The organism is Streptomyces sp. NRRL WC-3626, assembly GCF_000718785.1.
Taxonomy (GTDB): domain Bacteria; phylum Actinomycetota; class Actinomycetes; order Streptomycetales; family Streptomycetaceae; genus Streptomyces; species Streptomyces edwardsiae.
Genome location: NZ_JOCA01000005.1, coordinates 137,065 through 163,226, shown reverse-complemented (window position 1 = coordinate 163,226; position 26,162 = coordinate 137,065). Strand labels below are relative to the sequence as shown.

The window sequence follows — 26,162 nt, the reverse complement described above, 5'->3', positions numbered from 1 at the left end:
CTGCGCGGGGTCCGGCTCACGACCGCCGTTCGCTTGATCGAGCGGTTCGTTCGGCTCCTACAAAGCTAAGGGAGCCGGGCGCATCTGTCTGCACAATTACTCGGACTTCCTACTATCTGAGACGGCAGACCGGGCCACACCGCTCCCACCTGCGAAAACACCGAACGGGCCAAGGTCGGGGGGTGACCTTGGCCCGTCCGGGGCCTGGGTGGGCGTCAGCCCATGTGCGGGTAGCCGTACTCGGTCGGCGGGACCAGCGTCTCCTTGATGGCGCGGGTCAGGGTCCAGCGCATCAGGTTCTGCGGGGCGCCGGCCTTGTCGTTGGTGCCGGAGGCACGGCCGCCGCCGAAGGGCTGCTGGCCGACGACGGCACCGGTCGACTTGTCGTTGATGTAGAAGTTGCCGGCCGCGTAGCGCAGCTTCTCCATCGTGTACGCCGCCGCCGCGCGGTCGTTCGCGACGACCGAGCCGGTGAGGGCGTAGTCGGACACCGACTCCATCTGGGTCAGCATCTCGTCGTACTTCTCGTCGTCGTAGACGTGCACGGCGAGGACCGGGCCGAAGTACTCGGTGCGGAACACCTCGTTCTCCGGGTCGTCGCACTCGATGACGGTCGGGCGGACGAAGTAGCCGACCGAGTCGTCGTAGGAACCGCCCGCGACGATCGTGCAGGACGCGTCCTGTCCGGCGCGGTCGATGGCGGCCTTGTTCTTGGCGAAGGACCGCTCGTCGATGACGGCGCCGATGAAGTTGGACAGATCGGTGACGTCACCCATCTTGATGCCGTCGACCTCGGCCGCGAACTCCTCCTTGAAGCCGGAGTTCCAGATCGACGCCGGGATGTACGCGCGCGAGGTGGCGCTGCACTTCTGGCCCTGGTACTCGAAGGCGCCGCGGGTCAGGGCGGTCTTGAGGATCGCCGGGTCGGCGCTCGGGTGGGCGACGACGAAGTCCTTGCCGCCGGTCTCGCCGACCAGACGCGGGTAGGTGCGGTACTTCTCGATGTTCTGGCCGACCGTCTTCCACAGGTGCTGGAACGTCCTGGTCGAGCCGGTGAAGTGGATGCCGGCCAGGTCCCGGTGCTCCAGGGCGACCTTGGAGACCTCGATGCCGTCACCGGTGACGAGGTTGATGACGCCCTTGGGCAGTCCGGCCTCCTCCAGGAGCCGCATGAGCAGCACGGCGGCGTGGGTCTGGGTCGGGGACGGCTTCCAGACCACCACATTGCCCATCAGGGCCGGAGCGGTGGGCAGGTTGGCGGCGATCGCGCTGAAGTTGAACGGCGTGATCGCGTAGACGAAGCCCTCCAGCGGGCGGTGGTCCATGCGGTTCCACACGCCCGGGGAGTTGGCCGGGGGCTGCTCGGCGAGGATGCCGCGCGCGTAGTGGACGTTGAAGCGCCAGAAGTCGACGAGCTCGCAGGGGCTGTCGATCTCGGCCTGCTGGGCGGTCTTGGACTGGCCCAGCATCGTGGAGGCGGCGATGGTCTCGCGCCAGGGGCCGGCCAGCAGCTCGGCGGCGCGCAGGATGATCGCGGCGCGGTCGTCGAAGGCCATCGCGCGCCAGGCGGGGGCGGCGGCGAGGGCCGCGTCGATCGCGTCCTGGGCGTCCTGCCGGGTGGCGTTGGCGTAGGTGCCGAGGCGGGCCTTGTGGTTGTGCGGCTGCACGACGTCGAAGCGCTCGCCGCCGCCCATCCGCTGCTCGCCGCCGATGGTGCAGGTGAGCTCGATCGGGTTGTCGGCCAGCTCCTTGAGCTTGGCCTCCAGCCGGGCACGCTCGGGCGTCCCGGGGGCATAGCCGTGCACCGGCTCGTTGACGGGGGTGGGGACCTGGGTCACAGCGTCCATGGGTGGCGTAACTCCTTGTCGTGAGCGGTGTGGCGTCAGCCCTTGGTGATCATGCTTCGCGCGAAGAAGCGCAGGTTCGCCGGCTTCTCCGCCAGACGGCGCATGAAGTAGCCGTACCAGTCCGTGCCGTAGGCCGTGTAGACGCGCATGCGGTGTCCCTCGGCGGCCAGTCGCAGGTGCTCGTCACCGCGGATGCCGTAGAGCATCTGGAACTCGTACTCGTCGAGCTTGCGTCCGGCGGTGCGGGCCAGCTCCTGGGCGATGGAGATCAGGCGCGGATCGTGGGACCCGATCATCGGGTACCCCTCGCCCTCCATCAGCGTCCGCAGGATGCGCACATACGCCTTGTCGATCTCGTGCTTCTGCTGGTAGGCGACCTCGGCGGGCTCCTTGTAGGCGCCCTTCACCAACCGTACGCGACTGCCGGCCGCGGCGAGCCTGCGCGCGTCCTCCTCGGTGCGGAAGAGGTAGGCCTGGATGACGCAGCCGGTCTGCGGGACGTCCTTCCGCAGCTCCTCGTGGATGGCGAACATCGAGTCGAGGGTGGTGTGGTCCTCCGCGTCCAGCGTGACCGTGGTGCCGATCCCGGCGGCGGCCTCGACGACCGGGCGGACGTTGGCGAGCGCCAGCTCGTGGCCGCCGTCCAGCGCCTGCCCGAACATCGACAGCTTCACCGACATCTCCGCGCGGGTACCGAGCTCCAGCGGCTTCAGCCGGCCGATCAGCTCCAGGTACGCGTCGCGGGCGGCGGCAGCCTGCTCGGGGGTGGTGATGTCCTCGCCGACGACGTCCATGGTGAGCTCCAGGCCGTTGCCGGTGAGCTCCTGGATGATCGGCAGCACCTCGTCGACGGTCTCACCGGGGATGAAGCGGTCGACGACCTGCTTGGTCACCGGGGCCGCCGAGACCAGGCGGCGCATCCGGTCGCTGCGCGACGCGGCGAGAATCACGGGACCCAGCAAGGGGCACCTCCACAAGCTGCACGAGGCCGTCACCCGACGTTTCGGATACGGCACGGAGAACCACCGTGAAACCTACGGATGCCCCCGATCGTCGGCCATCGACAGCTGTCACGCATCCGTGCCGCAGATCTCAGACAGATGTATGAAGGCGGCGGGACTTTGGGGCAGAATGCCCGGGTGACGTCGGAACACAGGGCTGACTACCAGGAGCTGGTGGACGAGATCTCGGAGCTGCTGGGCGCTCCGGCGACCCTGGAGAACCGCGATTTCGAGCTGATCGCCTTCGGGGCGTACGACAGTGAGGGCGACCTCGATCCGTCGGCCCTCGACCCGGTGCGCACCCGCTCGATCCTGACCCGCCGTTCGACGGCCGCCGTCCGCGCCTGGTTCGAGGGCTTCGGCATCACCCGGGCGACCGGCCCGGTCCGTGTCCCGCGCACCCCGGAGGCGGGCGTGCACCGGGGGCGCATCTGTCTGCCGGTACGGCATCGGGGTGTCGTGCTCGGTTACGTCTGGCTGCTCGACTACGACCCGGGCCCCTCCGAGGGGCAGCTGGACGCGGCCATGCGGGTGACCGGCCGGATCGGCGCGCTGCTCGCGGACGAGGCGCAGCACGGCGCCGATCTCACGCGCGAGCTGCGGGCGGTGCTGACGGCGGAGCGGGACTGGCAGCGGGAGATGGCGGTCGCGGAGCTGCGCACCGCTCTCGGCGCCCGCGCCGACGGCCCGTACACGGTGGTCTGTGTCGCCCCGTGGCCCTCCGCGGACCCGGACGACGCGCCGTCGGTGCGTACGGTGCCGGGCGCGACGGCGCTGTGCACCCTGCCGTGGGGTGTGGCGGGCTCGGCCCTGGCCCTGCTGCTGCGGCTGCGCTCGCCGGAGGTGCTGACCCCGGCGGCCACGGCGGCCTCACGCCTGCTCGAGCGGGCGGACGGCACGGGCGGGTCCCCGGTGGCGGCGGGGATCGCCGCACCCCGCGCGGGTCTCGCCGCGCTGGGCGCGGCCTGGGAGGAGGCGTCGGCGTCGGCGCGGGCGGCGCTGGCCGAGCCCCGGTTCGGCCCGGTCGCCCGGTGGGCGTCGATCGGCCCCTTCCGCCTGCTGACCGCGTTGCCGAGGGAGGTCGCCCGGGACCCCGCCGTGGGCCCGCTGCTCGCCCCCGCGCAGGCCGAACTGGCCCGCACCGCCGAGGTCTACCTGGACCGCGCGGGACAGGCCGGCCGTACGGCGGCCGAGCTGGGCATCCACCGTCAGACCCTCTACTACCGCCTGTCCCGCATCGAGCAGCTCACCGGCCTGGACCTCGACGACGGGGAGGACCGGCTGCTGCTGCACATGGCCCTCAAGGCCTCGCGTCTGTAGCGGCCTCGGTCACCCGGCGCAGGCCGGCGGTCAGCTGCCCGGCGCGGGGCGCGGACTTCGGGTCGAAGGTCCACTGGGCGATGAGACCCGTCATCAGGGTCACGTAGAACATGCCGAGGGTGTCCGCGGTCTCGTCGGAGACGTCCTCCTCACGGCCGCCCATCAGCAGCGGGATCAGTCCGCGCCCGGCCTCCCGCTGGGCGATGACGAGATGGTCGCGGACCTCGGGCAGCCGGTCGCCGAACGCCAGCACCTCCATGCTGAGCCGCCAGACCGAGCCGGGCTCCTTCATGGTCCCGATGATGTTCGACCACACCCGCTCGAAGCGCTCCAGGGAGCCGGGCCCGGTGTCGTCGACATCGACCTCGAAGGCGCCGCCCATCCCCTCGACCAGGGAGATGTAGGCCTGGGCGAGCAGCGCGTCCTTCGAGCCGTAGTGGTAGCCGATGGACGCCAGGTTGGTCCCCGACTCCTTGACGATGTCCCGCGCCGTGGTGCCCACGAAACCCTTGGCGAGCAGGCAGCGCTTGGCGCCCTCCAGCAGATCCTCACGGTGTCCCATGCCCTCACCCTACCGGGCTTGCCATACAGCCGTCTTAGACAGACGTTCTAGACAACCGTATAAGACGTGCGTACAGTCGCCGTCATGACAACGAACCCGACCCGCGCCGGCCGCCGCGAATGGACAGCGCTCGCCGTGCTGATGCTTCCGCTGCTGCTGGTCTCGATGGACGTCTCCGTCCTCTACTTCGCGATCCCGGAGATCAGCGCCGACCTGGAACCGAGCGGCACCCAGCAGCTGTGGATCTTCGACATCTACGGCTTCGTCCTGGCCGGCCTGCTGATGACGATGGGCGCGCTGGGCGACCGCATCGGCCGCCGCCGGCTGCTCCTCATCGGCGCGGCCGCCTTCGGCGCCGCCTCGCTCCTCGCCGCCTACGCGCACACCGCCGAAACCCTGATCGCGGCCCGCGCGGTCCTCGGCATCGGCGGCGCGACCCTGATGCCGTCGACGATGGCCCTGGTCCGCACGATGTTCACCGACCCCGCCCAGCGGGCGAAGGCGATCGGGCTGTGGTCCGGGGTGATGACGGCCGGGGTCGCGCTCGGCTCGGTGATGAGCGGTGTCCTCGTCGAGCACTTCTGGTGGGGCTCGGTCTTCCTCGTCAACCTGCCCGCGATGGCCCTGCTGCTGGTCCTCGGCCCGGTGCTGCTCCCGGAGTCGAAGAACCCCTCCCCCGGCCGCTTCGACCTGCTGAGCGTCCCGCTGTCGATGGCGGCGGTCCTGCCCGTGGTCTACGGCCTGAAGGAACTGCCCTCCGAGGGCTGGAACGTCCGCTACGTCGTCTCGATCACCGTCGGCCTGCTGTTCACGGCGCTGTTCGTGCGCCGGCAGCGCACCACGGCCTCACCCCTGATCTCGCCCGCCCTCTTCCGCGGGCACGGCTTCTCCCCGGCGCTCACCCTCAACACCCTGTCGGCCTTCGGGCTGATGGGCTCGGCGTACTTCACCACCCAGTACCTCCAGTCGGTCCTCGACAAGAGCGCGCTGGAGGCCGCGCTGTGGAGCCTGCTGCCGTCGGTGCTGATCGGCGTGGCCGCCCCCGTCGCGACCCGGCTCGTCCAGCGGGGCGTCGAGCGCGCCTACGTCGTGACGGCCGGCTTCGTGATCTCGGCGGGCGGCTACGGGCTGCTGGCCCTGGCCGGGACGGACTCGCTGTGGCTGGTGCTGGCCGCGTGCGGGGGGATGGCCTCGGGCATCGTCATCGTGATGTCGCTCCTCACCGACCTGGCCCTGAGCTCGGCCCCGGTCGAGAAGGCGGGGGCGGCGTCCTCCCTGCTGGAGACCGGCACGGAGTTCGGCGGCGCGCTGGGCATGGCCGCGCTCGGCTCCATCGGTACGGCCGTCTACCGCCACGAGATGCCGGACGCGGCGCCCGCCGCGGCCCAGGAGACCCTGGGCGGCGCGCTCGCCGTCGCCGCCGAACTGCCGGGGCGCGCGGGGGACGCCCTGGCGACGGCGGCCCGGGAGGCGTTCACCAGCGGCATGCAGGGAGCGGCGGTCGCGGGCGCGTTGCTGCTGCTGAGCGCGGCCGGGCTGGCGGCGCTGGGACTGCGCGGGATCCGGGTACGCGAGCAAGCCGAAAACGCCGGACAGGCTGAATCGCTCAGCCCGTCCGGCGTTTGAGGACGAGGTCCGATCGGGGTTCCGGGGGCCCCGGAATCTCAGACCAGGTTGACCGACCGGGCGGAGGTCGCCCCGATCTCCGCGCCGAGCTCCCCGAGGACCCCGGCGGAGACCGTGTCGTCGACGGTCAGTACGGCGAGCGCCTCGCCGCCGACCGTCGCCCGGGCGACCTGCATCCCGGCGATGTTGATACCGGCCTCGCCGAGGATGCGGCCCACGGTGCCGACGACGCCCGGACGGTCCTCGTAGCGCAGGACGACCATGTGGTCGGCGAGCGCGAGGTCGACGTCGTACTCGCCGACCGCGACGATCTTCTGGACGTGCTTGGGACCGGCCAGCGTGCCGGAGACCGAGATCTCCTCGCCGTCGGCGAGGGTGCCGCGCACGGTGACGACGTTGCGGTGGTCGGCCGACTCGGAGCTGGTGGTCAGCCGGACCTCGACACCGCGCTCCTGGGCGAACAGCGGGGCGTTGACGTAGGACACCGTCTCGTCGACGACGTCCTCGAAGACGCCCTTGAGCGCGGAGAGTTCGAGGACCTTCACGTCGTGCTGGGTGATCTCGCCGTACACCTCGACGTCGAGGCGGGCCGCGACCTCACCGGCGAGCGCGGTGAAGATCCGGCCGAGGCGCTCGGCGAGCGGCAGACCGGGCTTGACGTCCTCGGCGATGACCCCGCCCTGCACGTTCACCGCGTCCGGGACCAGCTCGCCGGCGAGGGCAAGGCGCACCGAGCGGGCGACCGCGATACCGGCCTTCTCCTGCGCCTCGTCGGTGGAGGCACCCAGGTGCGGGGTGCAGACGACCTGGTCGAACTCGAACAGCGGCGAGTCGGTGCACGGCTCCTTGGCGTACACGTCGAGGCCGGCGCCGGCGACCCGGCCCTCCTTCAGCGCCGAGTACAGCGCCTCCTCGTCGACGATCCCGCCGCGCGCGGCGTTGATGACCCGCACGCTCGGCTTGACCTTGCGCAGCGCCTCGTCACCGATCAGGCCGACGGTCTCGGGGGTCTTGGGCAGGTGGACGGTGATGAAGTCGGAGACCTCGAGCAGCTCGTCCAGCGAGAGCACCTTGACGCCCATCTGCGCGGCGCGCGCGGGCTGGATGTAGGGGTCGTAGGCGACGACCTTCATGCCGAAGCCGGACATGCGCTGCGCGACGAGGGCGCCGATGCGCCCCAGACCCACGACACCGAGGGTCTTCTCGGCGAGCTCGACGCCCGTGTACTTGCTCCGCTTCCACTCGCCGTTCTTCAGCGCGGCGTTGGCCTGCGGGATGTGGCGGGCGGTGGCGACGATCAGACCGCAGGCCAGCTCGGCGGCGGTCACGATGTTCGACGTGGGGGCGTTGACCACCATCACGCCGGCCTTGGTGGCGGCGGACACGTCGACGTTGTCCAGGCCGACGCCGGCGCGGGCGACGACCTTCAGCTTGCTCGCGGCGGCGATCGCCTCGGCGTCGACCTTGGTGGCCGAGCGGATCAGGATCGCGTCCACCTCGGCGATGGCCGGGAGCAGTTCGGCGCGGTCCGCGCCGTTGCAGTGGCGGATCTCGAAGTCCGGGCCGAGTGCGTCGACGGTCGCGGGCGACAGCTCTTCAGCGATGAGTACGACGGGTTTCGAGCTCACGTGAGTCCTCACAAGTCCAATGCGGACGGCCGTCCCGACGGCCGCAGGCGGTGAAGAAGTGCTAGCCGCGTGGAAGACGCACGACGCTGTGGGCCTGACGCGTTTGTTGTGCAGCAGTGTAGTGGCGCGGGGCGGGGCGTCTTGCGCCTCAGCGGATCGATCACCCGGAAGAGGCGGTGGGAGAAGGCCCCTCCGGCGTTCGAGGAGCGGGGTCCGGGGCGCAGCTCCTCGACGGCGCCCCGGAAACCGGTGGCGCCGTCGCGGAGCGAGGCCGCTTACGCCTCTTCGTCGACCCAGCTCATGAGCTTGCGCAGCTCCTTGCCGGTGGTCTCCAGCAGGTGCTCGGAGTCCTGCTTCTTGTACTCGTTGTACTTCTTCAGACCGCCGTGGTACTCGTCCATCCAGTTCTTGGCGAACGTGCCGTCCTGGATCTCGGCGAGGACCTGCTTCATCTCGGCCTTGGTGGCGTCGGTGATGATCCGCGGGCCGGTGACGTAGTCGCCCCACTCGGCGGTCTCGGAGATCGACCAGCGCATCTTCTCCAGGCCGCCCTCGTACATGAGGTCCACGATCAGCTTCAGCTCGTGCAGGCACTCGAAGTACGCGATCTCCGGCTGGTAACCGGCCTCGGTCAGCGTCTCGAAGCCGGCCTTGACCAGCGCGGCCGTACCACCGCAGAGGACGGCCTGCTCACCGAACAGGTCGGTCTCGGTCTCCTCGGTGAAGGTCGTCTTGATGACACCCGCGCGGGTGCCGCCGATGCCCTTGGCGTACGACAGGGCCAGGGCGAAGGCGTCGCCCGTGGCGTCCTGCTCGACGGCGGCGATACACGGAACGCCGCGGCCCTCCTCGTACTGACGGCGCACCAGGTGGCCCGGGCCCTTGGGGGCGACCATGCAGACGTCCACGCCGGCCGGGGGCTTGATGAAGCCGTAGCGGATGTTCAGCCCGTGACCGAAGAACAGCGCGTCGCCGTCCTTCAGGTTGTCCTTGATGTCCTTCTCGTAGACCTCGGCCTGGATCGGGTCCGGGACCAGGATCATGATGACGTCGGCCTCGGCGGCGGCCTCCGACGGGGTCACCACGCGCAGGCCCTGCTCCTCGGCCTTGACCTTGGACTTGGAGCCCTCGTGCAGACCGACACGGACGTCGACACCCGAGTCACGCAGCGACAGCGCGTGGGCGTGGCCCTGGCTGCCGTAACCGATGACCGCGACCTTGCGGCCCTGGATGATGGACAGGTCGGCGTCGGCGTCGTAGAACAGCTCGGCCACTGGGTTCACTCCTTGTGTGCGGGTGTTGCGTCCCACCGTATGACGGTGAGGGAGGGGGAAGGTGGGGGGTCTCGCCATACGGGCGGCGGGTCGTCTCCCGGCCGCCCGTTTTCGGCCTTACGCCGACCGGTCCAGGGCGCGCAGCGACCGGTCGGTGATCGAACGGGCACCTCGCCCGATCGCGATCGTGCCGGACTGGACGAGCTCCTTGATGCCGAACGGCTCCAGCATCTTGAGCATGGCGGACAGCTTGTCGCTGCTGCCGGTGGCCTCGATGGTCACGGCCTCCGGGGAGACGTCCACCGTCTTGGCGCGGAACAGCTGGACGATCTCGACGATCTGGGAGCGCGTCTCGTTGTCGGCGCGCACCTTCACCAGAACGAGTTCGCGCTGGACGGCCTGCCCGGGTTCGAGCTCGACGATCTTCAGCACGTTGACGAGCTTGTTGAGCTGCTTGGTGACCTGCTCCAGCGGGAACTCCTCGACGCTCACCACGATGGTGATGCGGGAGATGTCGGGGTGCTCGGTGACCCCGACGGCGAGGGAGTCGATGTTGAAGCCGCGGCGGGAGAACAGGGCGGCGATCCGGGCGAGGATGCCGGGGGTGTTCTCCACCAGGACGGAGAGCGTGTGCTTGGACATGATCTGCTTCCTCTGCTTGAAAGTCCTGACGGCTCTCAGTCGTCGCTGTCGCCGAAGTCGGGGCGGACGTCCCGGGCGGCCATGATCTCGTCGTTGGAGGTGCCGGCGGCGACCATCGGCCACACCATCGCGTCCTCGTGGACGACGAAGTCCACCACGACCGGGCGGTCGTTGACGGAGTTCGCCTCCTCGATGACCTTGTCGAGGTCGGCCGGGTCCTCGCAGCGGATCGCGTAGCAGCCCATGGCCTCCGACAGCTTCACGAAGTCGGGGACGCGGGTGCCCCTCGCCTCCGGGTTGACGTCGTCGGGGCCGGAGTGCAGCACCGTGTTGGAGTACCGCTGGTTGTAGAAGAGGGTCTGCCACTGGCGGACCATCCCGAGGGCGCCGTTGTTGATGATGGCGACCTTGATCGGGATGTTGTTCAGGGCGCAGGTGGTGAGTTCCTGGTTGGTCATCTGGAAGCAGCCGTCGCCGTCGATCGCCCAGACGGTGCGGTCGGGGACGCCGGCCTTGGCGCCCATGGCGGCCGGGACGGCGTAGCCCATGGTTCCGGCACCGCCGGAGTTCAGCCAGGTGGCGGGCTTGTCGTACTGGATGAAGTGCGCGGCCCACATCTGGTGCTGGCCGACGCCGGCCGCGAAGACCGTGCCCTCGGGCGCAAGCTGTCCGATGCGCTCGATGACCTGCTGCGGGGAGAGCGAGCCGTCGCCCGGCTGGTCGTAGCCGAGCGGGTAGGTCTCGCGCCAGCGGTTCAGATCGTTCCACCAGGCGGTGTAGTCGCCGCGGTGGCCCTCCGCGTGCTCCTTCTGGACGGCCAGCACGAGGTCGGCGAGGACCTCGCGGGCGTCACCGACGATCGGCACGTCGGCGGCGCGGTTCTTGCCGATCTCGGCCGGGTCGATGTCGGCGTGGACGATCTTGGCATACGGGGCGAAGCTGTCCAGCTTGCCGGTGACGCGGTCGTCGAAGCGGGCGCCGAGGGCGACGATCAGGTCGGCCTTCTGCAGCGCGGTGACGGCGGTGACCGCACCGTGCATGCCCGGCATTCCCACGTGCAGCTCGTGGCTGTCGGGGAACGCGCCGAGTCCCATCAGGGTGGTGGTGACGGGGGCTCCGGTGAGTTCCGCGAGGACCTTCAGCTCGGCGGTGGCCCGCGCCTTGAGGACGCCGCCGCCGACGTAGAGGACCGGCCGCTTCGCGGCGGTGATCAGCTTGGCGGCCTCGCGGATCTGCTTGGCGTGCGGCTTGGTGACGGGCCGGTAGCCGGGCAGATCGGTGGCGGGCGGCCAGGAGAAGGTCGTCTGCGCCTGCAGCACGTCCTTCGGGATGTCGACGAGGACCGGGCCGGGGCGGCCGGTCGAGGCGATGTGGAACGCCTGCGCGATCGTCTTCGGGATGTCCTCGGCCTTGGTGACGAGGAAGCTGTGCTTGGTGATCGGCATCGTGATGCCGACGATGTCCGCCTCCTGGAAGGCGTCCGTGCCGATCGCCTTGGTGACGACCTGGCCGGTGATCGCGACCAGCGGCACCGAGTCCATGTTGGCGTCGGCGATCGGCGTCACCAGGTTGGTGGCGCCGGGGCCCGAGGTGGCCATGCAGACGCCGACCTTCCCGGTCGCCTGGGCATAGCCGGTGGCCGCGTGGCCCGCTCCCTGCTCATGGCGGACGAGCACATGGCGCACCCGGTTCGAGTCCATCATCGGGTCGTACGCGGGAAGGATCGTGCCCCCGGGAATGCCGAATACGGTGTCGACCCCGACCTCCTCGAGCGAGCGGATGAGGGACTTCGCACCCGTGACGTGCTCGACGGGGGCGGACTGTCCTCCGGATCGGGGCCGGGGCTGCGGGTGATGGGCCCCGGTGGCCTGCTCGGTCATCGGCATTCTCTTCTCGATGCTGAGGGTTTTTGCGAGGTTCGTGCGGGTCACGCGTGCTGCTCGGCAGGTGCCTGTGCAACAAAAAACCCCTCGTGCCGTAAGGCAAGCGAGGGGAGCGCGCCGGGAGGTGGTCGCTGAGCGGTCGAGGCTCAGCGTCAGCCGACGCGCTTTCCAAGTACGAGAATTCGGGTGCGCATGGCACTGACCCTCCCCCCGGCGCGCACCCACTGTCAAGTGGGTGGGACGGGAGTCTCATTATGTGAGCGCAGTGCCGTACCGCCCTGGAGTACGGCGGTCACCCCGGCGGAGTACACCCCCGTGCTCCCGCTCCCGCCCCCGCCCACGAAAACGGGCTCGGCCGGGGCGTGCGGTACCGGATAGTGCCCGGCGGCCAGCGCTCTGCGCAGCCGGTACTCGTCCAGCGCCAGGGAGAACGCTCCGCCCTGCCCGTGCGTGCAGCCCATCGCGCGCAGGGCGGCCACCTGCTCGGGCAGGTCCACGCCGTCGGCCACGGACTGCATTCCGAGGTCGGAGGCGATCCGCAGCAGCCCGCTGGTGATCTTGTGCAGCCGGGCGGACTCCAGCACACCGTCGACCAGGCCCCGGTCGAGCTTCAGCACGTCGACGGGGAGCCGCCTGAGGGCCGTGATCGCCGCGAAACCGCTGCCGAAGCCGTCGAGCGCGATCCGCACGCCGAGCCGCTTGAGCACGGTCAGCCGGCGCTCCAGTTCGTCGAGCGACGCCCTGGGGTCGGTGTCGGCCAGTTCGACCACCAGGGAGCCGGACGGCAGTCCGTGCCGGGTCAGCAGGGCCTCGATCGAGCCCAGGGGCAGTGACCGGTCGAGCAGCCGGTGGGCGCTCAGCCGGACGGCCACGGGCACGGGCAGACCGGTCGCGTGCCGTTCGGCGGCCTGCTCCACGGCCTCCTCCAGCACCCAGCGGCCCAGCTCGGCGGTCTTCTCGCTGTCCTCCGCCACGCGCAGGAACTCCGCCGGGGTGAACAGCACGCCCTGGGAGGAGCGCCAGCGCGCCTGGGCGCAGACCGATGTGATCCGGCCGTCCGCCAGGGACACGACCGGCTGGTGCAGCAGGGCGAACTCGCCGTGGTGCAGTGCCGCGCGCAGCCGGGTGGCCAGCTCCGCCCTGCGCACCACGTCCTGCTGCATCTGTGGCCGGTACAGCTCCACGCGGCCCTTGCCGGCGGCCTTCGCGCGGTACATCGCCAGGTCGGCGTTGCGCAGCAGCTCGCCCGCGCCGAGGCCGGGTTCGGCGAAGGCGACGCCGATGGAGGCGTTGACCCGGACATCGTTGCCGTCGATGGCGTAGGGCTGCGAGAGGGTCGCTCTGAGGCGGTCGGCGAGCTCCACGATGTGCCGCTCGCGCGCGTCCCGGTCACGGACGCCGTCCCCGGCGATCAGGGCCGCGAACTCGTCGCCGCCCAGCCGGGAGGCGGTGTCGCCCTTGCGGACCGCGTCCTGGAGTCTGCGGGCGGCCTGGACGAGCAGCTCGTCACCGGCCTGGTGCCCGATGGTGTCGTTGACGCCTTTGAAGCCGTCGAGGTCGATGAAGAGCACGGCCGTGCCCCTGAGGGCGGCTCCGCGGTCCGAGGAGCGGCGGCCGGACAGGGCCTGCTGGACGCGCCGGGTGAACAGGGCGCGGTTGGGCAGGTCGGTGAGCGGGTCGTGCTCCGCGTTGTGCTGGAGCTGGGCCTGGAGCCGCACTCTCTCGGTGACGTCGCGGCTGTTGAAGATCAGGCCGCCGTGGTGCCGGTTGACGGTCGACTCGACGTTGAGCCAGCCTGCGCCGCCGCCGGAACGGAAGCGGCACTCGATACGGGTCGTGGGTTCCTCGACGGGGTCGGCGGCGAGGAAGCGGCGCACCTCGTGCACGACGCAGCCGAGGTCCTCCGGGTGGATGAGACCGGCCAGTTCGGTCCCCTCCAGCTCCTCCGCCGGACGGCCGTAGACACCGGCGGCGGCCGGGGAGACGTAGCGGAGGATGCCGCTGGGGGCGGCGATCATGATGACGTCGCTGGAGCCCTGCACCAGGGAGCGGAAGTGGTTCTCCTTCTGCGCCAGTTCCTGGGTGAGGGTGATGTTGTCGAGCAGCATGATGCCCTGCCGCACCACGAGCGCCAGGACGACGGTGCCCCCGGTGATCAGCACGACGCGGTCGACGCTGCGCCCGTTGAGGACGTTGTAGAGGATTCCGAGGGTGCATACGGCGGCGGCGAGGTACGGGGTGAGCGCGGCGAGGGAGCCGGTGATGGGCCGGGAGAGCGGATGCCGGGCGGGCTCACCGGGCGGCGGTCCGTGGTGGTGGTCCGGTGCGCCGTGCCGCCCGGGCAGGTGCTCGCGGACCACGCGGGTGTGTCCCTCCCGCTCGGGCCGTCCGCCGCGCGGCGCGGCCCAGGGGGCGTACGCCAGGAGGAGCGAGCCGGCGAACCAGCCCGCGTCGAGCAGTTGTCCGGAGCTGTAGTCGGCGTGCAGCAGCGGGGAGGTGAACAGGGCGTCGCACATGACGGTCAGCGCGAGCGCGCCGATCGCGGTGTTGACCGCGGACCGGTTGACCGACGAGCGCCGGAAGTGCAACGCGAGCACCATGCTGACCAGGGCGATGTCGAGCAGCGGGTACGCCAGTGACAGCGCGGTGTGCGCGACGCCGGGCCCCTCGGCCTGGGCGGCCTGGGCGAGTGCGAGGCTCCACGCCAGGGTGAGCAGGGAGCCGCCGATCAGCCAGGCGTCCAGGGCGAGGCAGACCCAGCCGGCCTTGCTCACGGGCCGTTTGGCGAGCACCAGGAGCCCCACGATGGCGGGCGGCGCGAAGCACAGGAAGAACAGGTCCGCGTAGCTGGGGGTGGGTACGGGAAGCCCGAGGACGACCTCGTACCACCCCCAGACCAGGTTGCCCAGGGCGGCCATGGCGGAGGAGAGGCCGAACATCAGCCAGGCCGGTCGAAACCGGGTGCGGGGGCTGCGGCCGTAGAGGAAGCAGGACACCGCGGCCGTAGCGGCGGCGGCGCTCAGTCCGAAGTCGCCCATGATCAGCGCGAGCCGCTCGGAGCCCCAGCCGGACGCGGCGCCGACGGCGTAGGCACCGCAGACGAGGGCGAGGACGAGCTGGGCGCCCGGGCCGGGCCGGCGCACGACGGCCGGCGTGCCGGACAGCAGCGCCGTCGGCGCGGGCTGCTGCCGCAGTGTTCCCTCGAGCGGGGAGGTCTGGGTGGGTGCGCTCACCGGTACCTCCCGGTGCGCTCCGCTCCCGGGTCCTTCGGCCTCCGGTGCACCGGGCGGGCGTGCCTTCGGCGACCGCCGTACCCGTGGGGGTGGCGGCCGGGACCGGGGTCGGGGCCGCCGCGCCTGGTGTGGTGGCCGCCGTGGTGCCCGCGGCTGCGCGCGGTCGTGCGACATGGTCGTCGCCGACGGCTCCGCCGCGTCGGATCGCTCGTCCACAGGCCGTGCATCGTCCGTCGCCCCCCTCACTGTCCGCAGTGTTCCTGCCCCTGCGCCGTTGGTCGGCGGCGCAGCCCCTGTCGGGACGATACACCAGGATCGTCACTCAGGGACATAGGTTCTCTACGCTCCGTAACGATCACTGGATAGATGAGTACCCACCGCGCCCGGGGAAACGCGGACGGTACCCGAAGCGGACTACCGGGCCTCCGCTCCCGTCACCAGGACCACGTTCCCGGGCTCCTCCTGGTTCAGGTAACGGCGCAACTGATTGACCAGCAGCCGCTCGGCGCGCGGGCGGAAGGCGGAGGTGGGCCCGCCGACGTGCGGGGTGACGAGGACGCCCGGGGCCCGCCACAGCGGATGCTCCGACGGCAGGGGTTCGGGATCGGTGACGTCGAGGGCCGCGGTGATGCGGCCGCTCTCCACCTCGGTGAGCAGCGCCTTGGTGTCGACGACCCCGCCGCGGGCCACGTTGACCAGCAGGGCGCCGTCCTTCATACGGGCCAGGAAACCGGCGTCCACGAGGTGCCGGGTGGTCTCGGTCAGCGGGGTGGACAGGACGACGACGTCCGCCTCGGGGAGCAGGGCGGGCAGTTCGGTGAGCGGGTGCACCGGCCCGCGCTCCGTGGTGCGTGCGGAGCGCGCGACGCGCGCCACCCGCGCGAGCTCGAACGGAACGAGCCGGTCCTCGATGGCGGCGCCGATCGAGCCGTACCCCACGATGAGCACGTTCCTGTCGGCGAGCGCGGGTCGGAACCCGCCGCGCCACTCGCCCTTGTCCTGTGCCCGCACGAAGTCGGGGATGCCGCGCAGGGAGGCGAGGATCAGCGCGAGGGTGAGTTCGGCGGTGCTGGCCTCGTGCACTCCGCGCGCGTTGCACAGCCGGACACCCGCGGGCAGGTCCTTCAGGCCTGGCTCCACATGGTCGGTGCCGGCCGACAGGGTCTGTACGACGCGGACGGAGCGCATCAGCGGCAGCGGGCGGATGCCGACGCCCGGGGGCTTCATGTAGGGCACGACGTAGAAGCCGCAGTCGGCCGGGTCGGCGGGGAACTCGTCGGCCCCGTCCCAGTGGCGGTAGCGCGGCCCCTCGGGAAGACCCTCGATCTCGTCCGGCGGGATGGGAAGCCATACGTCAGCAGTGGTCATGGTCCGGAGGCTAGTTCAGATGTGCGGAACGGCAGAGGTTAGGTTGGGGGGCCGGAGAGGGAGGGTCACGAGCAGGTGGAGCGCAGGACGATCGGCGCGGGGGCGCTCGCGGTGGGCGCCGTCGGACTCGGGTGCATGCCGATGAGCTGGGCGTACAGCACGTCGCGGCAGCGTGGCGAGGAGTCGCTCAGGGCGGTGCACCGGGCGCTGGACCTGGGCTCGACACTTCTCGACACCGCCGACATGTACGGCCCGTTCACCAACGAGCTGCTGCTCGGCCGGGTGTTGAAGGAGCGGCGCTCCGACGCGTTCGTGTCCACGAAGGTCGGTCTGCTGGTGGGTGACCAGCACATCGTGGCCAACGGCCGCCCCGGGTACGTGAGAAGGGCCTGCGACGCGTCGCTGCGCCGGCTGGGGACCGATGTCATCGACCTGTACCAGCTGCACCGCGCCGATCCGGAGGTCCCGGTGGAGGAGACCTGGGGCGCGATGGCGGAGCTCGTACGGGCGGGGAAGGTACGGGCGTTGGGGCTGTGCGCGGTGGGGGCGCGCGCGTCCCGGCGGCCGGGGGCCCGGCTGCACGACGCGACGGTGCGGCAGCTGGAGCGGGTGCAGCAGGTCTTCCCGGTGAGCGCGGTGGAGGCGGAGCTGTCGGTGTGGTCGCCGGAGGCGCTGGAGACGCTGCTGCCGTGGTGCGAGTCTCGCGGGGTCGGGTTCCTGGCGGCGATGCCGCTGGGCAACGGCTTCCTGACCGGGACGCTGACACCGGGCGTGGGGTTCGAGGCGGACGATCCGCGCGCCCGGCACCCGCGCTTCACGGCCGAGATGATGGCCGCGAACCAGCCCCTCGTGGTCGGCCTGCGCCGCGTCGCCCGCCGCCACGGCGACCACGTCACCCCGGCACAGGTGGCGTTGGCCTGGGTACTGGGCCGGGGCCGCCAGGTGATCCCGGTCCCCGGCGCCAAGCAGGAGCGCTGGGTCACGGAGAACGCGGCGGCGGCGGGTCTGCGGCTGACGGGACGCGACGTCGCGGAGATCGCGGAACTGCCCGCGGCACAGGGGTCCTGGGACTGAGCGCGGCCTCGTGGACGGTGGGCCCGGGGTTCGAGGTTGCGGGATCGGGAACCTGGGAGGCGCGAGCGGTGTATGACAGGTAGAACCGCCGCGTCGAAGGGACGAGATCGTGCAACGACGAGCCGTGTCGGCCGTACTGGCCGCCGCCGCGCTCCTGCTGACCGCCGGCTGCTCCTCCGGCGACGGGGGACCGCCGGGCGAGGACGGCAGCGCCACCGCCACACCCACCGGGACGGCTGCCGGCTCGTCGTCGCCGGAGGGTTCCCCGGAGGAGACACCACCCGCGAAGGGCTCGGTGAAGGTGGCGCGTACGGTCGCCACGGGCCTGAGCACCCCCTGGGGCCTGGCCCCGCTGGCCGACGGCGACCTGCTGGTGTCCTCGCGGGACGAGGCGACGATCACCCGGGTCGACGGGAGGACCGGCGAGAAGACCGAGCTGGGCGAGGTGCCCGGGGTCTCCCCGTCGGGCGAGGGCGGCCTGCTCGGTATCGCCCTCTCGCCCGAGTACGCGTCGGACCACATGGTCTACGCCTACTTCACCTCGGCCTCCGACAACCGCATCGTCCGCATGATCTACGACGAGGGGAAACCGGCCGGTGAGCAGCTGGGAGCGCCGGACACGGTGTTCCGGGGCATCCCCAAGGGGATGATCCACAACGGCGGCCGGATCGCGTTCGGCCCGGACAGGATGCTGTACGCGGGCACGGGCGAGAGCGGTGACACGGGTCTGTCCCAGGACAAGGAGTCCCTGGGCGGCAAGATCCTGCGGCTGACCCCGGACGGCGAGCCGGCGCCGGGCAACCCGTTCCCGGACTCCCCGGTGTACTCGTACGGGCACCGCAATGTGCAGGGGCTGGCCTGGGACGGCAAACAGCGGCTGTTCGCCTCGGAGTTCGGCCAGGACACCTGGGACGAGCTGAACGCGATCAAGCCGGGTGACAACTACGGCTGGCCGGAGGCGGAGGGCGAGTCGGACGACGGCGGCTTCCACAACCCGGTCGACCAGTGGACCACGGACGAGGCCTCCCCCAGCGGTATCGCCTACGCCGCGGGCTCCATCTGGATGGCGGGCCTGGGCGGCGAGCGGCTGTGGCGCATACCCCTCAAGGGCACCGAGGCGTCGGCGGACCCGCAGGCCTTCCTGGAGGAGGAGTACGGCCGGCTGCGCACGGTGGCCCCGGCGGGCAAGAACAAGCTCTGGCTGGTCACCAGCAACACGGACGGGCGCGGCGACCCGAAGGAGGACGACGACCGCATCCTGGAGCTGGAGGTGAGCTAGCCGGCGCTCAGGTCTCTTCGCCGGGTTCCTCCTCCGGAGTGGCCGGCGGGCGCACGGTGACCTTTCCGGACGCGAGGTCTATCGGCCCGCGTCCGGGGTCGGCGTCGCCGACGTCCTGCCGGCTCAGCTCCAGACGTTTCCGCTCGTCCCGGGTGTGTTTACGGCCGGGTGCGAACAGTTCCTCGAAGGCGTTGAACATCGCTTCCCTTCCCCGGGACGAATGGGTCGTACGGCTAGTGTCCCGCGCCGCGCCGTTCACGCGTCTGCGTCGTCGGGAACAGGCCGAGCCGGTGTGCGACGGCCGCCGCCTCGCCCCGGCCGGAGACGCCCAGTTTGGCGAGGATGTTGGAGACGTGGACGCTGGCCGTCTTCGGGGAGATGAACAGTTCCTCGGCGATACGGCGGTTGGTGTGGCCTGCGGCCACCAGGCGCAGGACGTCGCGCTCCCGGCTGGTGAGGCCGAGCGATTCGGCCGGGTCGGCGGTAGCCTGCTCGCGGCGGGCGGGCGCCAGTGCGAGGCGGGCGCGCTGTGCCAGGAGCGTGGCGGAGCGGGCCAGCGGTGCGGCGCCGAGATGGCCGGCGACGGCGGTCACCAGCCGCAGCAGTTCGGTGGCGCGGGCGCGTTCGTCGTCGCCGGCGCCGGAGGCGAGCAGTGCCTCGGCGAGCCGGAACCGGACGCGTGCGAGGTCGAAGGGCCGCTCCAGTGGCTCGAAGGCTTCGACGGCGGTGGACCAGGCGTCCGGGTCGGTCCTGCCCTCGGCCCGCAGCAGCTCGGCGCGCAGCCATGCGTCGTGGGCCTGCCATACGGGCACGCCGGTCGCCAGGGTCTTGGCGGCCTTGCGGATGCGTTCCAGGATCTCCGGGCGGCCGGGTGCGGTCGCCGGGGAGCCGTGCGCGTCGGCCTCGGCGGTCGTGGCGGCGAGCAGGAGGGGCCAGCCGTAGCGCTGGGTTCCGGGCGGGAGTCCGTTGTCGAGGGTGGTGAGCAGTTCGGCACGGGCGTCGGGGAGCCGGCCCTCGGCGGCGGCTATCCCGAGGGCGACCCATGTCATGGGGAGGGCGTACTGCGGCATCGGGTCGTGGGTGCCGAAGAAGGTGCGGGCGTCGGCGAGCCGGCGGGCCGCCTCGTCCATGTCCCCGCGGTCGTATGCGAGGTGTGCCAGCCGCACGGAACCGCCGGCGCGCGGTTTGGCGCTCTGTCCCAGCCGGTGCGCGCTGGCCGCGGCGCGCGCCGCCTCGTCCCAGCGGCCGAGGGAGTGGAGGGACTCGGCGAGGTTGCCCCACACCCAGCCCTCGGAGTCCAGCAGACCGAGCCTGCGGGTGACGTGGACGCCTTCCTGGAGGAGCCGCGCGGCCTCCTCGGATCGGCCGACGCCTTCGAGGACGGACGGGAGGTTCACATAGGCGCGGGCCAGCACCATGTCCACGCCCAGTTCGGTCGCCCCTTCCTTGACCTCGTACATCCCGGTGAGCCCGGTGTCGATGTCGCCGGCGTCGACGACGAGGCTGCCGAGGGTGAGCCGGGCGTTGAGTTCGATGTCGTGGGCGCCGACCATGCGGGCGTACTCGACGGCGCGTTCGGCGGCGGCCATGGCGTCCGGCCCGGGTTCGTGCAGCATGGACCAGCTGGCGGCGGAGGCGAGGACCTCGGCGTGCACCTCGGACGGGGGCAGTCCGCGCACCAGGGCCTGTGCGGTGCCGAGTTCGGCCCAGCCGTCACCGCGGGCGAGGGACTGGGTGATCCGGGAGCGCTGTACCCAGAACCAGGCGGCGCGCAGGGGGTCCGGGTCCTCCTCGAGGAGGCGCAGCGCCCGTTTGGTGATCTTCAGGGAGCGTTCGCGTTCCCCGCAGAGGCGGCCGGCGACGGCGGCTTCGGCCATCAGGTCGAGATAGCGCAGCGGCGTCGTCTCGGGGTCGCAGCCGCAGGGAGGGTAGGCCTCGGCGTAGTCGAGGGGGCGCAGGGTGGCCCGTACGGTGTCGGGGACGGCGTCCCAGAGTTCCATGGCCCGTTCCAGCAGCCCGAGTTGTTCGGAGTAGGCGTGGCGCCGGCGGGCCTCGACGGAGGCGTCGAGGACGGCGGGGAGGGCCTTGGCCGCGTCGTGGGCGTGGTACCAGTAGCTGGCCAGGCGGGTGACGCGCTCGTCGGCGGGGACGAGGGCGGGGTCGGCCTCCAGGGCCTCGGCGTAGCGGCGGTTGAGGCGGGAGCGTTCGCCGGGCAGCAGGTCGTCGCTGACGGCTTCGCGGACCAGGGAGTGGCGGAAGCGGTAGCCGTCCCGGTCGGGGGCGGGGGCGAGGATGCTGGCGTTCACGGCGGCGCGCAGGGCCTCGATGAGGTCGTCCTCGCCGAGCCCGGCGACGGCGGCGAGCAGCCGGTCCTCGACGGTGGAGCCGCCCTCGGCGACGATCCGGGCGACCCGCTGGGCGCTCTCCGACAGGCGCTCGACCCGGACGAGGAGGAGGTCGCGCAGGGAGTCGGTGAGTCCGGTGCGGCAGCCCTCGTCGGCGGCGACGGCGAGTTCCTCGACGAAGAAGGCGTTGCCGTCGGAGCGTTCGAAGATGTCGTCGACGCGGCCGGGTTCGGGTTCGCGGGCGATGATGCCGGCGACCTGCCGGGCGACCTCCTCGCGGTTGAGGCGGCCGAGTTCGATGCGCTGGACCGTGCGGAGGCGGTCGAGTTCGGCGAGGAGGGGGCGCAGGGGGTGGCGGCGGTGGATGTCGTCGGAGCGGTAGGTGGCGAGGACGACGAGGCGGCCGGTGCGCAGGGTGCGGAAGAGGTAGGAGAGGAGGTGACGGGTGGAGGCGTCGGCCCAGTGGAGGTCCTCCAGGGCGAGGACGACGGTGTGTTCGGCGGTGACGCGTTCGAGGAGGCGGGCGGTGAGCTCGAAGAGGCGGGCCATGCCCTGTTCGTCCCGGCGGGCCTCTCGGGCGGCGGCGGTGGTGCCGAGTTCGGGGAGGAGGCGGGCGAGTTCCTCCTCCTGTCCGTCGGCGGCGGCGGCGAGTTGCCCGGGCAGTTCGCGGCGGAGTTGGCGCAGGGCGGTGGAGAAGGGGGCGAAGGGGAGTCCGTCGGCGCCGATCTCCACGCAGCCGCCGAGGGCGACGATGGCGCCCCGGCGGCGGGCGGTGGTGGCGAACTCCTCGACGAGGCGGGTTTTGCCGATGCCGGCCTCGCCGCCGATGAGGAGGGCTTGGGGATCGGTGGTGGCCCGGGTGAGGGCGGTGTCGAGGGTGTCGAGTTCGGGGCGGCGGCCTACGAAGACGGGGCTGAGGGACTTGGTCTCCACGTGGTTGAGCATGGCATGCGCCTTGGTGGCGGGGTCACCGGTTTTCGGGTGGGCGGGGGTGTGGTGCGGCCCGGGGGCGGTCACGCGGCGCGGTGCTTGCGGGTGCCGGGGGTCGGGGCTGGGCGGGGGGTGTCGCGCGGCCCGGCGCCGGCGGGGCGCCGTCGCGCCCACCCGTGCCGCCCCAGCGGCACGACTGCCCGCGGTCTGCGGGCGGATCGGCGGCGGGCTTCCCGGGCCTGGCGTTCGTCGGCCGCCTGGCGGAGGAGGTCTTCGTGGTGGAGGCGGTGGAGGGCGTACTCGAACATCTCGGGGTTCCTTGGAGGAGGCGGTGGTTGGTGTCTTCACCTTCGTCTCCAAGGCGGGGTCGGCACATCGGGAGGGTGCCGTATCTTGTGCGCGGGGCGGGGCCTTAGAAGGTGCTTAGTTGCTGGGCGACCAGGCCCGCCGCGCCGGCGACCGCGAGGGCCATGGCCGCCGTACGGGTGTGGCGGGCGTCGAGCCGGCGGGTGAGCGGGCCGGCGAGGAGCACGCCCGCGACGGCCGCCGGTGCGAGCAGCGCCGTGCGGTGCAGGGTGTGCGCCCCGACCGCGCCGGCCGCCGACAGCGCGACCAGACTCATCAGTGAGCCCGCCAGGAAGAACGCGCTCATCGTGGCCCGCAGTCGGGGTCCGCTGAGCCGCTGCCACACCATCGCCATCGGCGGGCCCCCGATGGAGGTCGCCGTGCCCATCACCCCGGACGCCATCCCGGCGAGGAACACCGAGGAGCGCCGCACCCGGGGCACGTATCCGGCCGCGCTCACCGCGACGCCGGTGAGCACCACGGCGGCGATGAGCAGTGCGAGGTACTTCGCTGGCAGCATCACCACGAGCAGGGCTCCGGCGGCCACGCCCGGGACCCGTCCGACGAGGGCCCAGCCGCAGCCGCGCAGATCCACCGAGCCGCGTTCGCGCACCAGGACCGCCGCCGTCACGCCGGCGGCGAGCAGCAGGACGACGGTCGGGGCCAGGGTGGGGTCGACCAGGGAGAACACCGGCGCGGCGATCATGCCGAGGCCGAAGCCCACGGACACCTGGAGCACCGCGCCGACGCCCACCGTGAGGGAGAGCAGGGCGAACTCCGTGCCGGTCATGCCCACGCAGACCGGGCCTCCAGGGGGAAGTGGCACAGGGCGGTGTGGTCGTCGCCCGCGCCCTCGGACGGGCGGACGACGAGCGGGGGTGCCTCGGTGGCGCACGTGTCCTGCGCGCGCCAGCAGCGGGTGCGGAAGCGGCAGCCGGAGGGGATGTCGAAGGGTGAGGGGATCTCGCCCTTGAGCTGGATCTCCTGGTCGTGGGCGGCGCGGGAGGCGTCCAGGACCGGCGCGGCCGACATCAGCGCGGCGGTGTAGGGGTGCTGCGGCCGGTCGAAGACGTCCTCGGTCTCGCCGTGTTCGATGACCTTGCCGAGGTACATCACGGTCACGCGGTCGGCGATGTACCGCACCACGGACAGGTCGTGGGAGATGAAGACGTAGGCGACGCCGAGCCGGGACTGGAGTTCGGAGAGCACGTTGAGGACCTGGGCCTGCACGGACAGGTCGAGGGCGGAGACGGGTTCGTCGCAGACGATGAGGTCGGGGTCGAGGGCGAGCGCGCGGGCGATGCCGATGCGCTGGCGCTGTCCGCCGGAGAACTCGTTGGGGTAGCGGTGGGCGTCGCCGTCCCGCAGTCCGACCAGGGACAGGAGTTCGCGGATCCGCTTCTCGCGGGCCTTGGCGTCGGGGACGACGTCCGGGTGGGTGCGCCAGGGCTCGCTGATCAGGTCGGCGGCCGACATTCGGGCGTTGAGGGAGGCGAAGGGGTCCTGGAAGACCATCTGGACGCGGCGCCGCCAGTTGAGCAGTTCCTTGCCGCGCAGGGCGAACGGGTCGACACCGTCGTAGCGGACCGTGCCGGCGTCGGGGCGTTCCAGGCCGAGCAGGACCCGGGCGAGGGTGGACTTGCCGCAGCCGGACTCGCCGACGAGTCCGAGGGTCTCGCCCCGGCCGAGCCGTACGTCGACGCCGTCCAGGGCGGTCAGCCGGCGGCGTCCGCCGCCGAAGGACTTGGTGACGCCGCTGACTTCCAGCAGCGGCGGGTTCTCCCCGGCCGGGGCCCCGGGGGCCGCGGTGGTGGTGCGGGACTCAGTCACGGGCGAGCTCCTCGGAGAAGTGGCAGGCGGCCGACCGTGCGTCGCCGGTGGCGCGCAGCACCGGCCGCTCCGACACACAGCGCTCGCGCACCAGCGGGCAGCGGGCCTGGAAGACACAGCCGGACGGCACGGCGCTCAGTTCGGGCGGGCTGCCGGGGACGGCGGGCAGCGGCTGTCCGCGTTCGGCGTCCTCGGGGACGGAGTCGAGCAGTCCGCGGGTGTAGGGGTGGCGGGGCGCGGAGAAGACCTCGCGCACGGTGCCCTGTTCGACGACCGTTCCGGCGTACATGACGGCGACGTCGTCGGCGCGCTGGGCGACCACGGCGAGGTCGTGGGTGATCAGTACGACGGCCATGTCCCGTTCGTCCTGGAGGTCCCGCAGCAGCCGCATGATCTGGGCCTGCACGGTGACGTCGAGGGCGGTGGTGGGTTCGTCGGCGATGAGGACGTCGGGGTCGAGGGCGACGGCCATCGCGATCAGCAGCCGCTGGCGCATGCCGCCGGAGAACTGGTGCGGGTACGACTTGGCCCGCTGTCTCGGCTCGGGGATGCCGACGCGGGTCATCAGCTCGATGGCCTTCTCCCGCGCCTCGCGCCGGGAGAGTCCGCGGTGGATGCGGAACGGTTCGCCGATCTGCCGGCCCACCGGCTGCACCGGGTTGAGGGCGGTCAGGGCGTCCTGGAAGACGATCGACAGCACGGGTCCGGCGAGTTTGCGGCGCTCGGCCGCGCTCAGCCGCAGGGTGTCCTCGCCCCTGACCCGTACGGCGCCCCCGGTCACCTCGGCGGCGGGGTCGAGCAGTCCGACGACCGACAGCGCGGTCATCGACTTGCCGCAGCCGGACTCGCCGAGGAGGGCCAGGGTGCGGCCGCGGCGGACGCTGAAGCTGACGCCGTCCACGGCGCGCACGGTCCCGGAGGCGGTGCTCAGGTCGACGCACAGCCCTTCGACGTCGAGGGCGGGGTCGGTGGCGGATGTGGTCGTCACGGGATCATCTCCGGGGGTACGGCGGCGGAGGCACCGCGGCGCTTGCGGGGCAGCGTCAGCCGCCAGCGCTGGGCGGGGTCGGTGGCGATGCGGGCCCAGGCGGCGAGGACCGTGGCGGACACGGTGGTGAGGACGATGGCCAGCCCGGGGAGCACGGTGATCCACCAGGCGGTCTGGAGGTACTGCCGGCCCTGGGCGACCATCAGGCCCCAGCTGACGTCCGGCGGCTGGATGCCGATGCCGAGGAAGCTCAGCGAGGACTCGGTGAGCATCACGAAGCAGAAGTCAAGGGTGGCGACGGTCAGCAGGGTGGGCAGGGCGATCGGCAGGATGTGCCGCTGGATGATGTGCCGGCTCGGGGTGCCGAAGGTGCGGGCCGCGTCGACGAACAGACGGCTTCTCAGCTCGGCCGCCTCCGCGCGGGAGGTGCGCAGGTACACCGGGATCCGGGCCACGGCGAGGATCAGCACGATGTTGAGCGCGGAGGGCGAGAAGACGTAGAGCACGACGACGGCGATGAGCAGGGAGGGGAAGCTGAGGATGATGTCGGCGACGCGCATGGCGACGCTTTCCCTGCGGCCCCCGTGGTAGCCGGCCCACAGGCCGATCGCCGACCCGATCACCAGGGAGCAGAGGACCGCGGGGACGGCCACGGACAGGGTCGTCGCCGCCGCGTCGATCAGCCGGGCCAGCACGCTGCGTCCGAGGACGTCGGTGCCGAGCAGTCCGTAGAAGCCGTCGCCCAGGGAGGGGGCGCGCAGGGAGGCGTCGAGGTTCTGGCGCTGGGCGTGGTCGCCGATGAACAGCCGGCCGAAGAGGGCGACCAGGACGACCAGGCTCAGGACGACGGCCGCGACGGCGGCGGGGCGGTCCCGGCCGAGCAGCAGCCACCAGCGGGGCGGGCCCTTGCGGGCGGGGGCGGTCTGCGGGCTGTCCTCGCGCCCGTCCGCGGCGGGGAGCTCTTCCGTGGTCATGATGCTTCCTTCG

19 protein-coding genes are annotated in these 26,162 nt (G+C 71.8%); 4 read left to right on the top strand and 15 right to left on the bottom strand.

Annotation, left to right across the window (positions count from 1 at the left end; genetic code table 11):
• Nucleotides 1–215: 215 nt before the first annotated feature.
• Complete coding sequence (gene pruA / locus IF28_RS0109765; protein WP_030216551.1) at nt 216–1,847, bottom strand: L-glutamate gamma-semialdehyde dehydrogenase; 1,632 nt, start codon at nt 1,845–1,847, stop codon at nt 216–218.
• A gap of 35 nt (nt 1,848–1,882) precedes the next feature.
• Nucleotides 1,883–2,809 (bottom strand): proline dehydrogenase family protein, encoded by a 927-nt coding sequence (locus tag IF28_RS0109760; RefSeq protein ID WP_030216550.1) that lies wholly within the window; start codon nt 2,807–2,809, stop codon nt 1,883–1,885.
• 138 nt (nt 2,810–2,947) lie between these two features.
• Here IF28_RS0109760 and IF28_RS0109755 point away from each other — a divergent pair, with 138 nt between their 5' ends.
• The gene (locus IF28_RS0109755; RefSeq protein WP_199808974.1) at nt 2,948–4,168 is read left to right on the top strand and encodes a PucR family transcriptional regulator; all 1,221 of its coding nucleotides are present in this window, start codon (nt 2,948–2,950) and stop codon (nt 4,166–4,168) included.
• Here IF28_RS0109755 and IF28_RS0109750 read toward each other — a convergent pair.
• Nucleotides 4,149–4,730: a TetR/AcrR family transcriptional regulator gene (locus tag IF28_RS0109750; protein WP_030216548.1), complete on the bottom strand. Its 582-nt coding sequence runs from the start codon at nt 4,728–4,730 to the stop codon at nt 4,149–4,151. The genes IF28_RS0109755 and IF28_RS0109750 overlap by 20 nt on opposite strands.
• An 84-nt stretch (nt 4,731–4,814) precedes the next feature.
• Here IF28_RS0109750 and IF28_RS0109745 point away from each other — a divergent pair, with 84 nt between their 5' ends.
• Complete coding sequence (locus tag IF28_RS0109745; RefSeq protein WP_030216547.1) at nt 4,815–6,356, top strand: MFS transporter; 1,542 nt, start codon at nt 4,815–4,817, stop codon at nt 6,354–6,356.
• Between the two features lie 38 nt (nt 6,357–6,394).
• Here the strand turns inward: IF28_RS0109745 and serA are convergent, their stop codons facing one another.
• The 6 genes from serA to IF28_RS0109715 all read right to left on the bottom strand — a co-directional run bounded on the left by serA (nt 6,395) and on the right by IF28_RS0109715 (nt 16,384).
• Nucleotides 6,395–7,984, bottom strand: coding sequence for a phosphoglycerate dehydrogenase (gene serA, locus IF28_RS0109740; RefSeq protein WP_030216546.1), 1,590 nt, complete (start codon nt 7,982–7,984; stop codon nt 6,395–6,397).
• A 275-nt stretch (nt 7,985–8,259) separates the two neighbouring features.
• Nucleotides 8,260–9,258: a ketol-acid reductoisomerase gene (ilvC, locus tag IF28_RS0109735; protein WP_030216545.1), complete on the bottom strand. Its 999-nt coding sequence runs from the start codon at nt 9,256–9,258 to the stop codon at nt 8,260–8,262.
• A gap of 117 nt (nt 9,259–9,375) precedes the next feature.
• Nucleotides 9,376–9,900, bottom strand: a complete 525-nt coding sequence (ilvN, locus tag IF28_RS0109730) for an acetolactate synthase small subunit (RefSeq protein WP_030216544.1) — start codon at nt 9,898–9,900, stop codon at nt 9,376–9,378.
• 35 nt (nt 9,901–9,935) lie between these two features.
• The gene (locus tag IF28_RS0109725; protein ID WP_030216543.1) at nt 9,936–11,780 is read right to left on the bottom strand and encodes an acetolactate synthase large subunit; all 1,845 of its coding nucleotides are present in this window, start codon (nt 11,778–11,780) and stop codon (nt 9,936–9,938) included.
• 230 nt (nt 11,781–12,010) lie between these two features.
• Nucleotides 12,011–15,016, bottom strand: a complete 3,006-nt coding sequence (locus tag IF28_RS0109720; protein ID WP_030216542.1) for a putative bifunctional diguanylate cyclase/phosphodiesterase — start codon at nt 15,014–15,016, stop codon at nt 12,011–12,013.
• A 414-nt stretch (nt 15,017–15,430) separates the two neighbouring features.
• The gene (locus IF28_RS0109715) at nt 15,431–16,384 is read right to left on the bottom strand and encodes a 2-hydroxyacid dehydrogenase (protein WP_030216541.1); all 954 of its coding nucleotides are present in this window, start codon (nt 16,382–16,384) and stop codon (nt 15,431–15,433) included.
• Nucleotides 16,385–16,459: 75 nt separating this feature from the next.
• On the opposite strand from IF28_RS0109715, the gene IF28_RS0109710 reads away from it, so the two are divergent.
• Together IF28_RS0109710 and IF28_RS0109705 are read left to right on the top strand one after the other, a co-directional pair.
• The gene (locus IF28_RS0109710) at nt 16,460–17,458 is read left to right on the top strand and encodes an aldo/keto reductase (RefSeq protein WP_030216540.1); all 999 of its coding nucleotides are present in this window, start codon (nt 16,460–16,462) and stop codon (nt 17,456–17,458) included.
• Between the two features lie 109 nt (nt 17,459–17,567).
• Entirely contained in the window at nt 17,568–18,737 is a 1,170-nt protein-coding gene (locus tag IF28_RS0109705) for a PQQ-dependent sugar dehydrogenase (protein WP_234325075.1), read from the top strand.
• A gap of 7 nt (nt 18,738–18,744) precedes the next feature.
• Here the strand turns inward: IF28_RS0109705 and IF28_RS0109700 are convergent, their stop codons facing one another.
• The 6 genes from IF28_RS0109700 to IF28_RS0109670 all read right to left on the bottom strand — a co-directional run bounded on the left by IF28_RS0109700 (nt 18,745) and on the right by IF28_RS0109670 (nt 26,149).
• Nucleotides 18,745–18,936, bottom strand: coding sequence for a DUF6191 domain-containing protein (locus IF28_RS0109700; protein WP_030216538.1), 192 nt, complete (start codon nt 18,934–18,936; stop codon nt 18,745–18,747).
• A gap of 34 nt (nt 18,937–18,970) precedes the next feature.
• Nucleotides 18,971–22,027 (bottom strand): helix-turn-helix transcriptional regulator, encoded by a 3,057-nt coding sequence (locus IF28_RS0109695; protein WP_030216537.1) that lies wholly within the window; start codon nt 22,025–22,027, stop codon nt 18,971–18,973.
• A 397-nt stretch (nt 22,028–22,424) separates the two neighbouring features.
• A complete protein-coding gene (locus IF28_RS0109685; RefSeq protein ID WP_030216535.1) occupies nt 22,425–23,147 on the bottom strand; it encodes a sulfite exporter TauE/SafE family protein in 723 nt (240 codons plus the stop codon).
• Nucleotides 23,144–24,187 carry an ABC transporter ATP-binding protein gene (locus tag IF28_RS0109680; protein ID WP_078621016.1) on the bottom strand — a complete coding sequence of 348 codons (1,044 nt, stop codon included), beginning with the start codon at nt 24,185–24,187 and terminating at the stop codon, nt 23,144–23,146. Before IF28_RS0109680 ends, IF28_RS0109685 begins: the two co-directional genes overlap by 4 nt.
• Nucleotides 24,180–25,175: an ABC transporter ATP-binding protein gene (locus IF28_RS0109675; protein ID WP_030216533.1), complete on the bottom strand. Its 996-nt coding sequence runs from the start codon at nt 25,173–25,175 to the stop codon at nt 24,180–24,182. Before IF28_RS0109675 ends, IF28_RS0109680 begins: the two co-directional genes overlap by 8 nt.
• A complete protein-coding gene (locus IF28_RS0109670; RefSeq protein WP_030216532.1) occupies nt 25,172–26,149 on the bottom strand; it encodes an ABC transporter permease in 978 nt (325 codons plus the stop codon). The genes IF28_RS0109675 and IF28_RS0109670 overlap by 4 nt, the downstream gene beginning before the upstream one ends.
• Nucleotides 26,150–26,162: the final 13 nt, after the last annotated feature.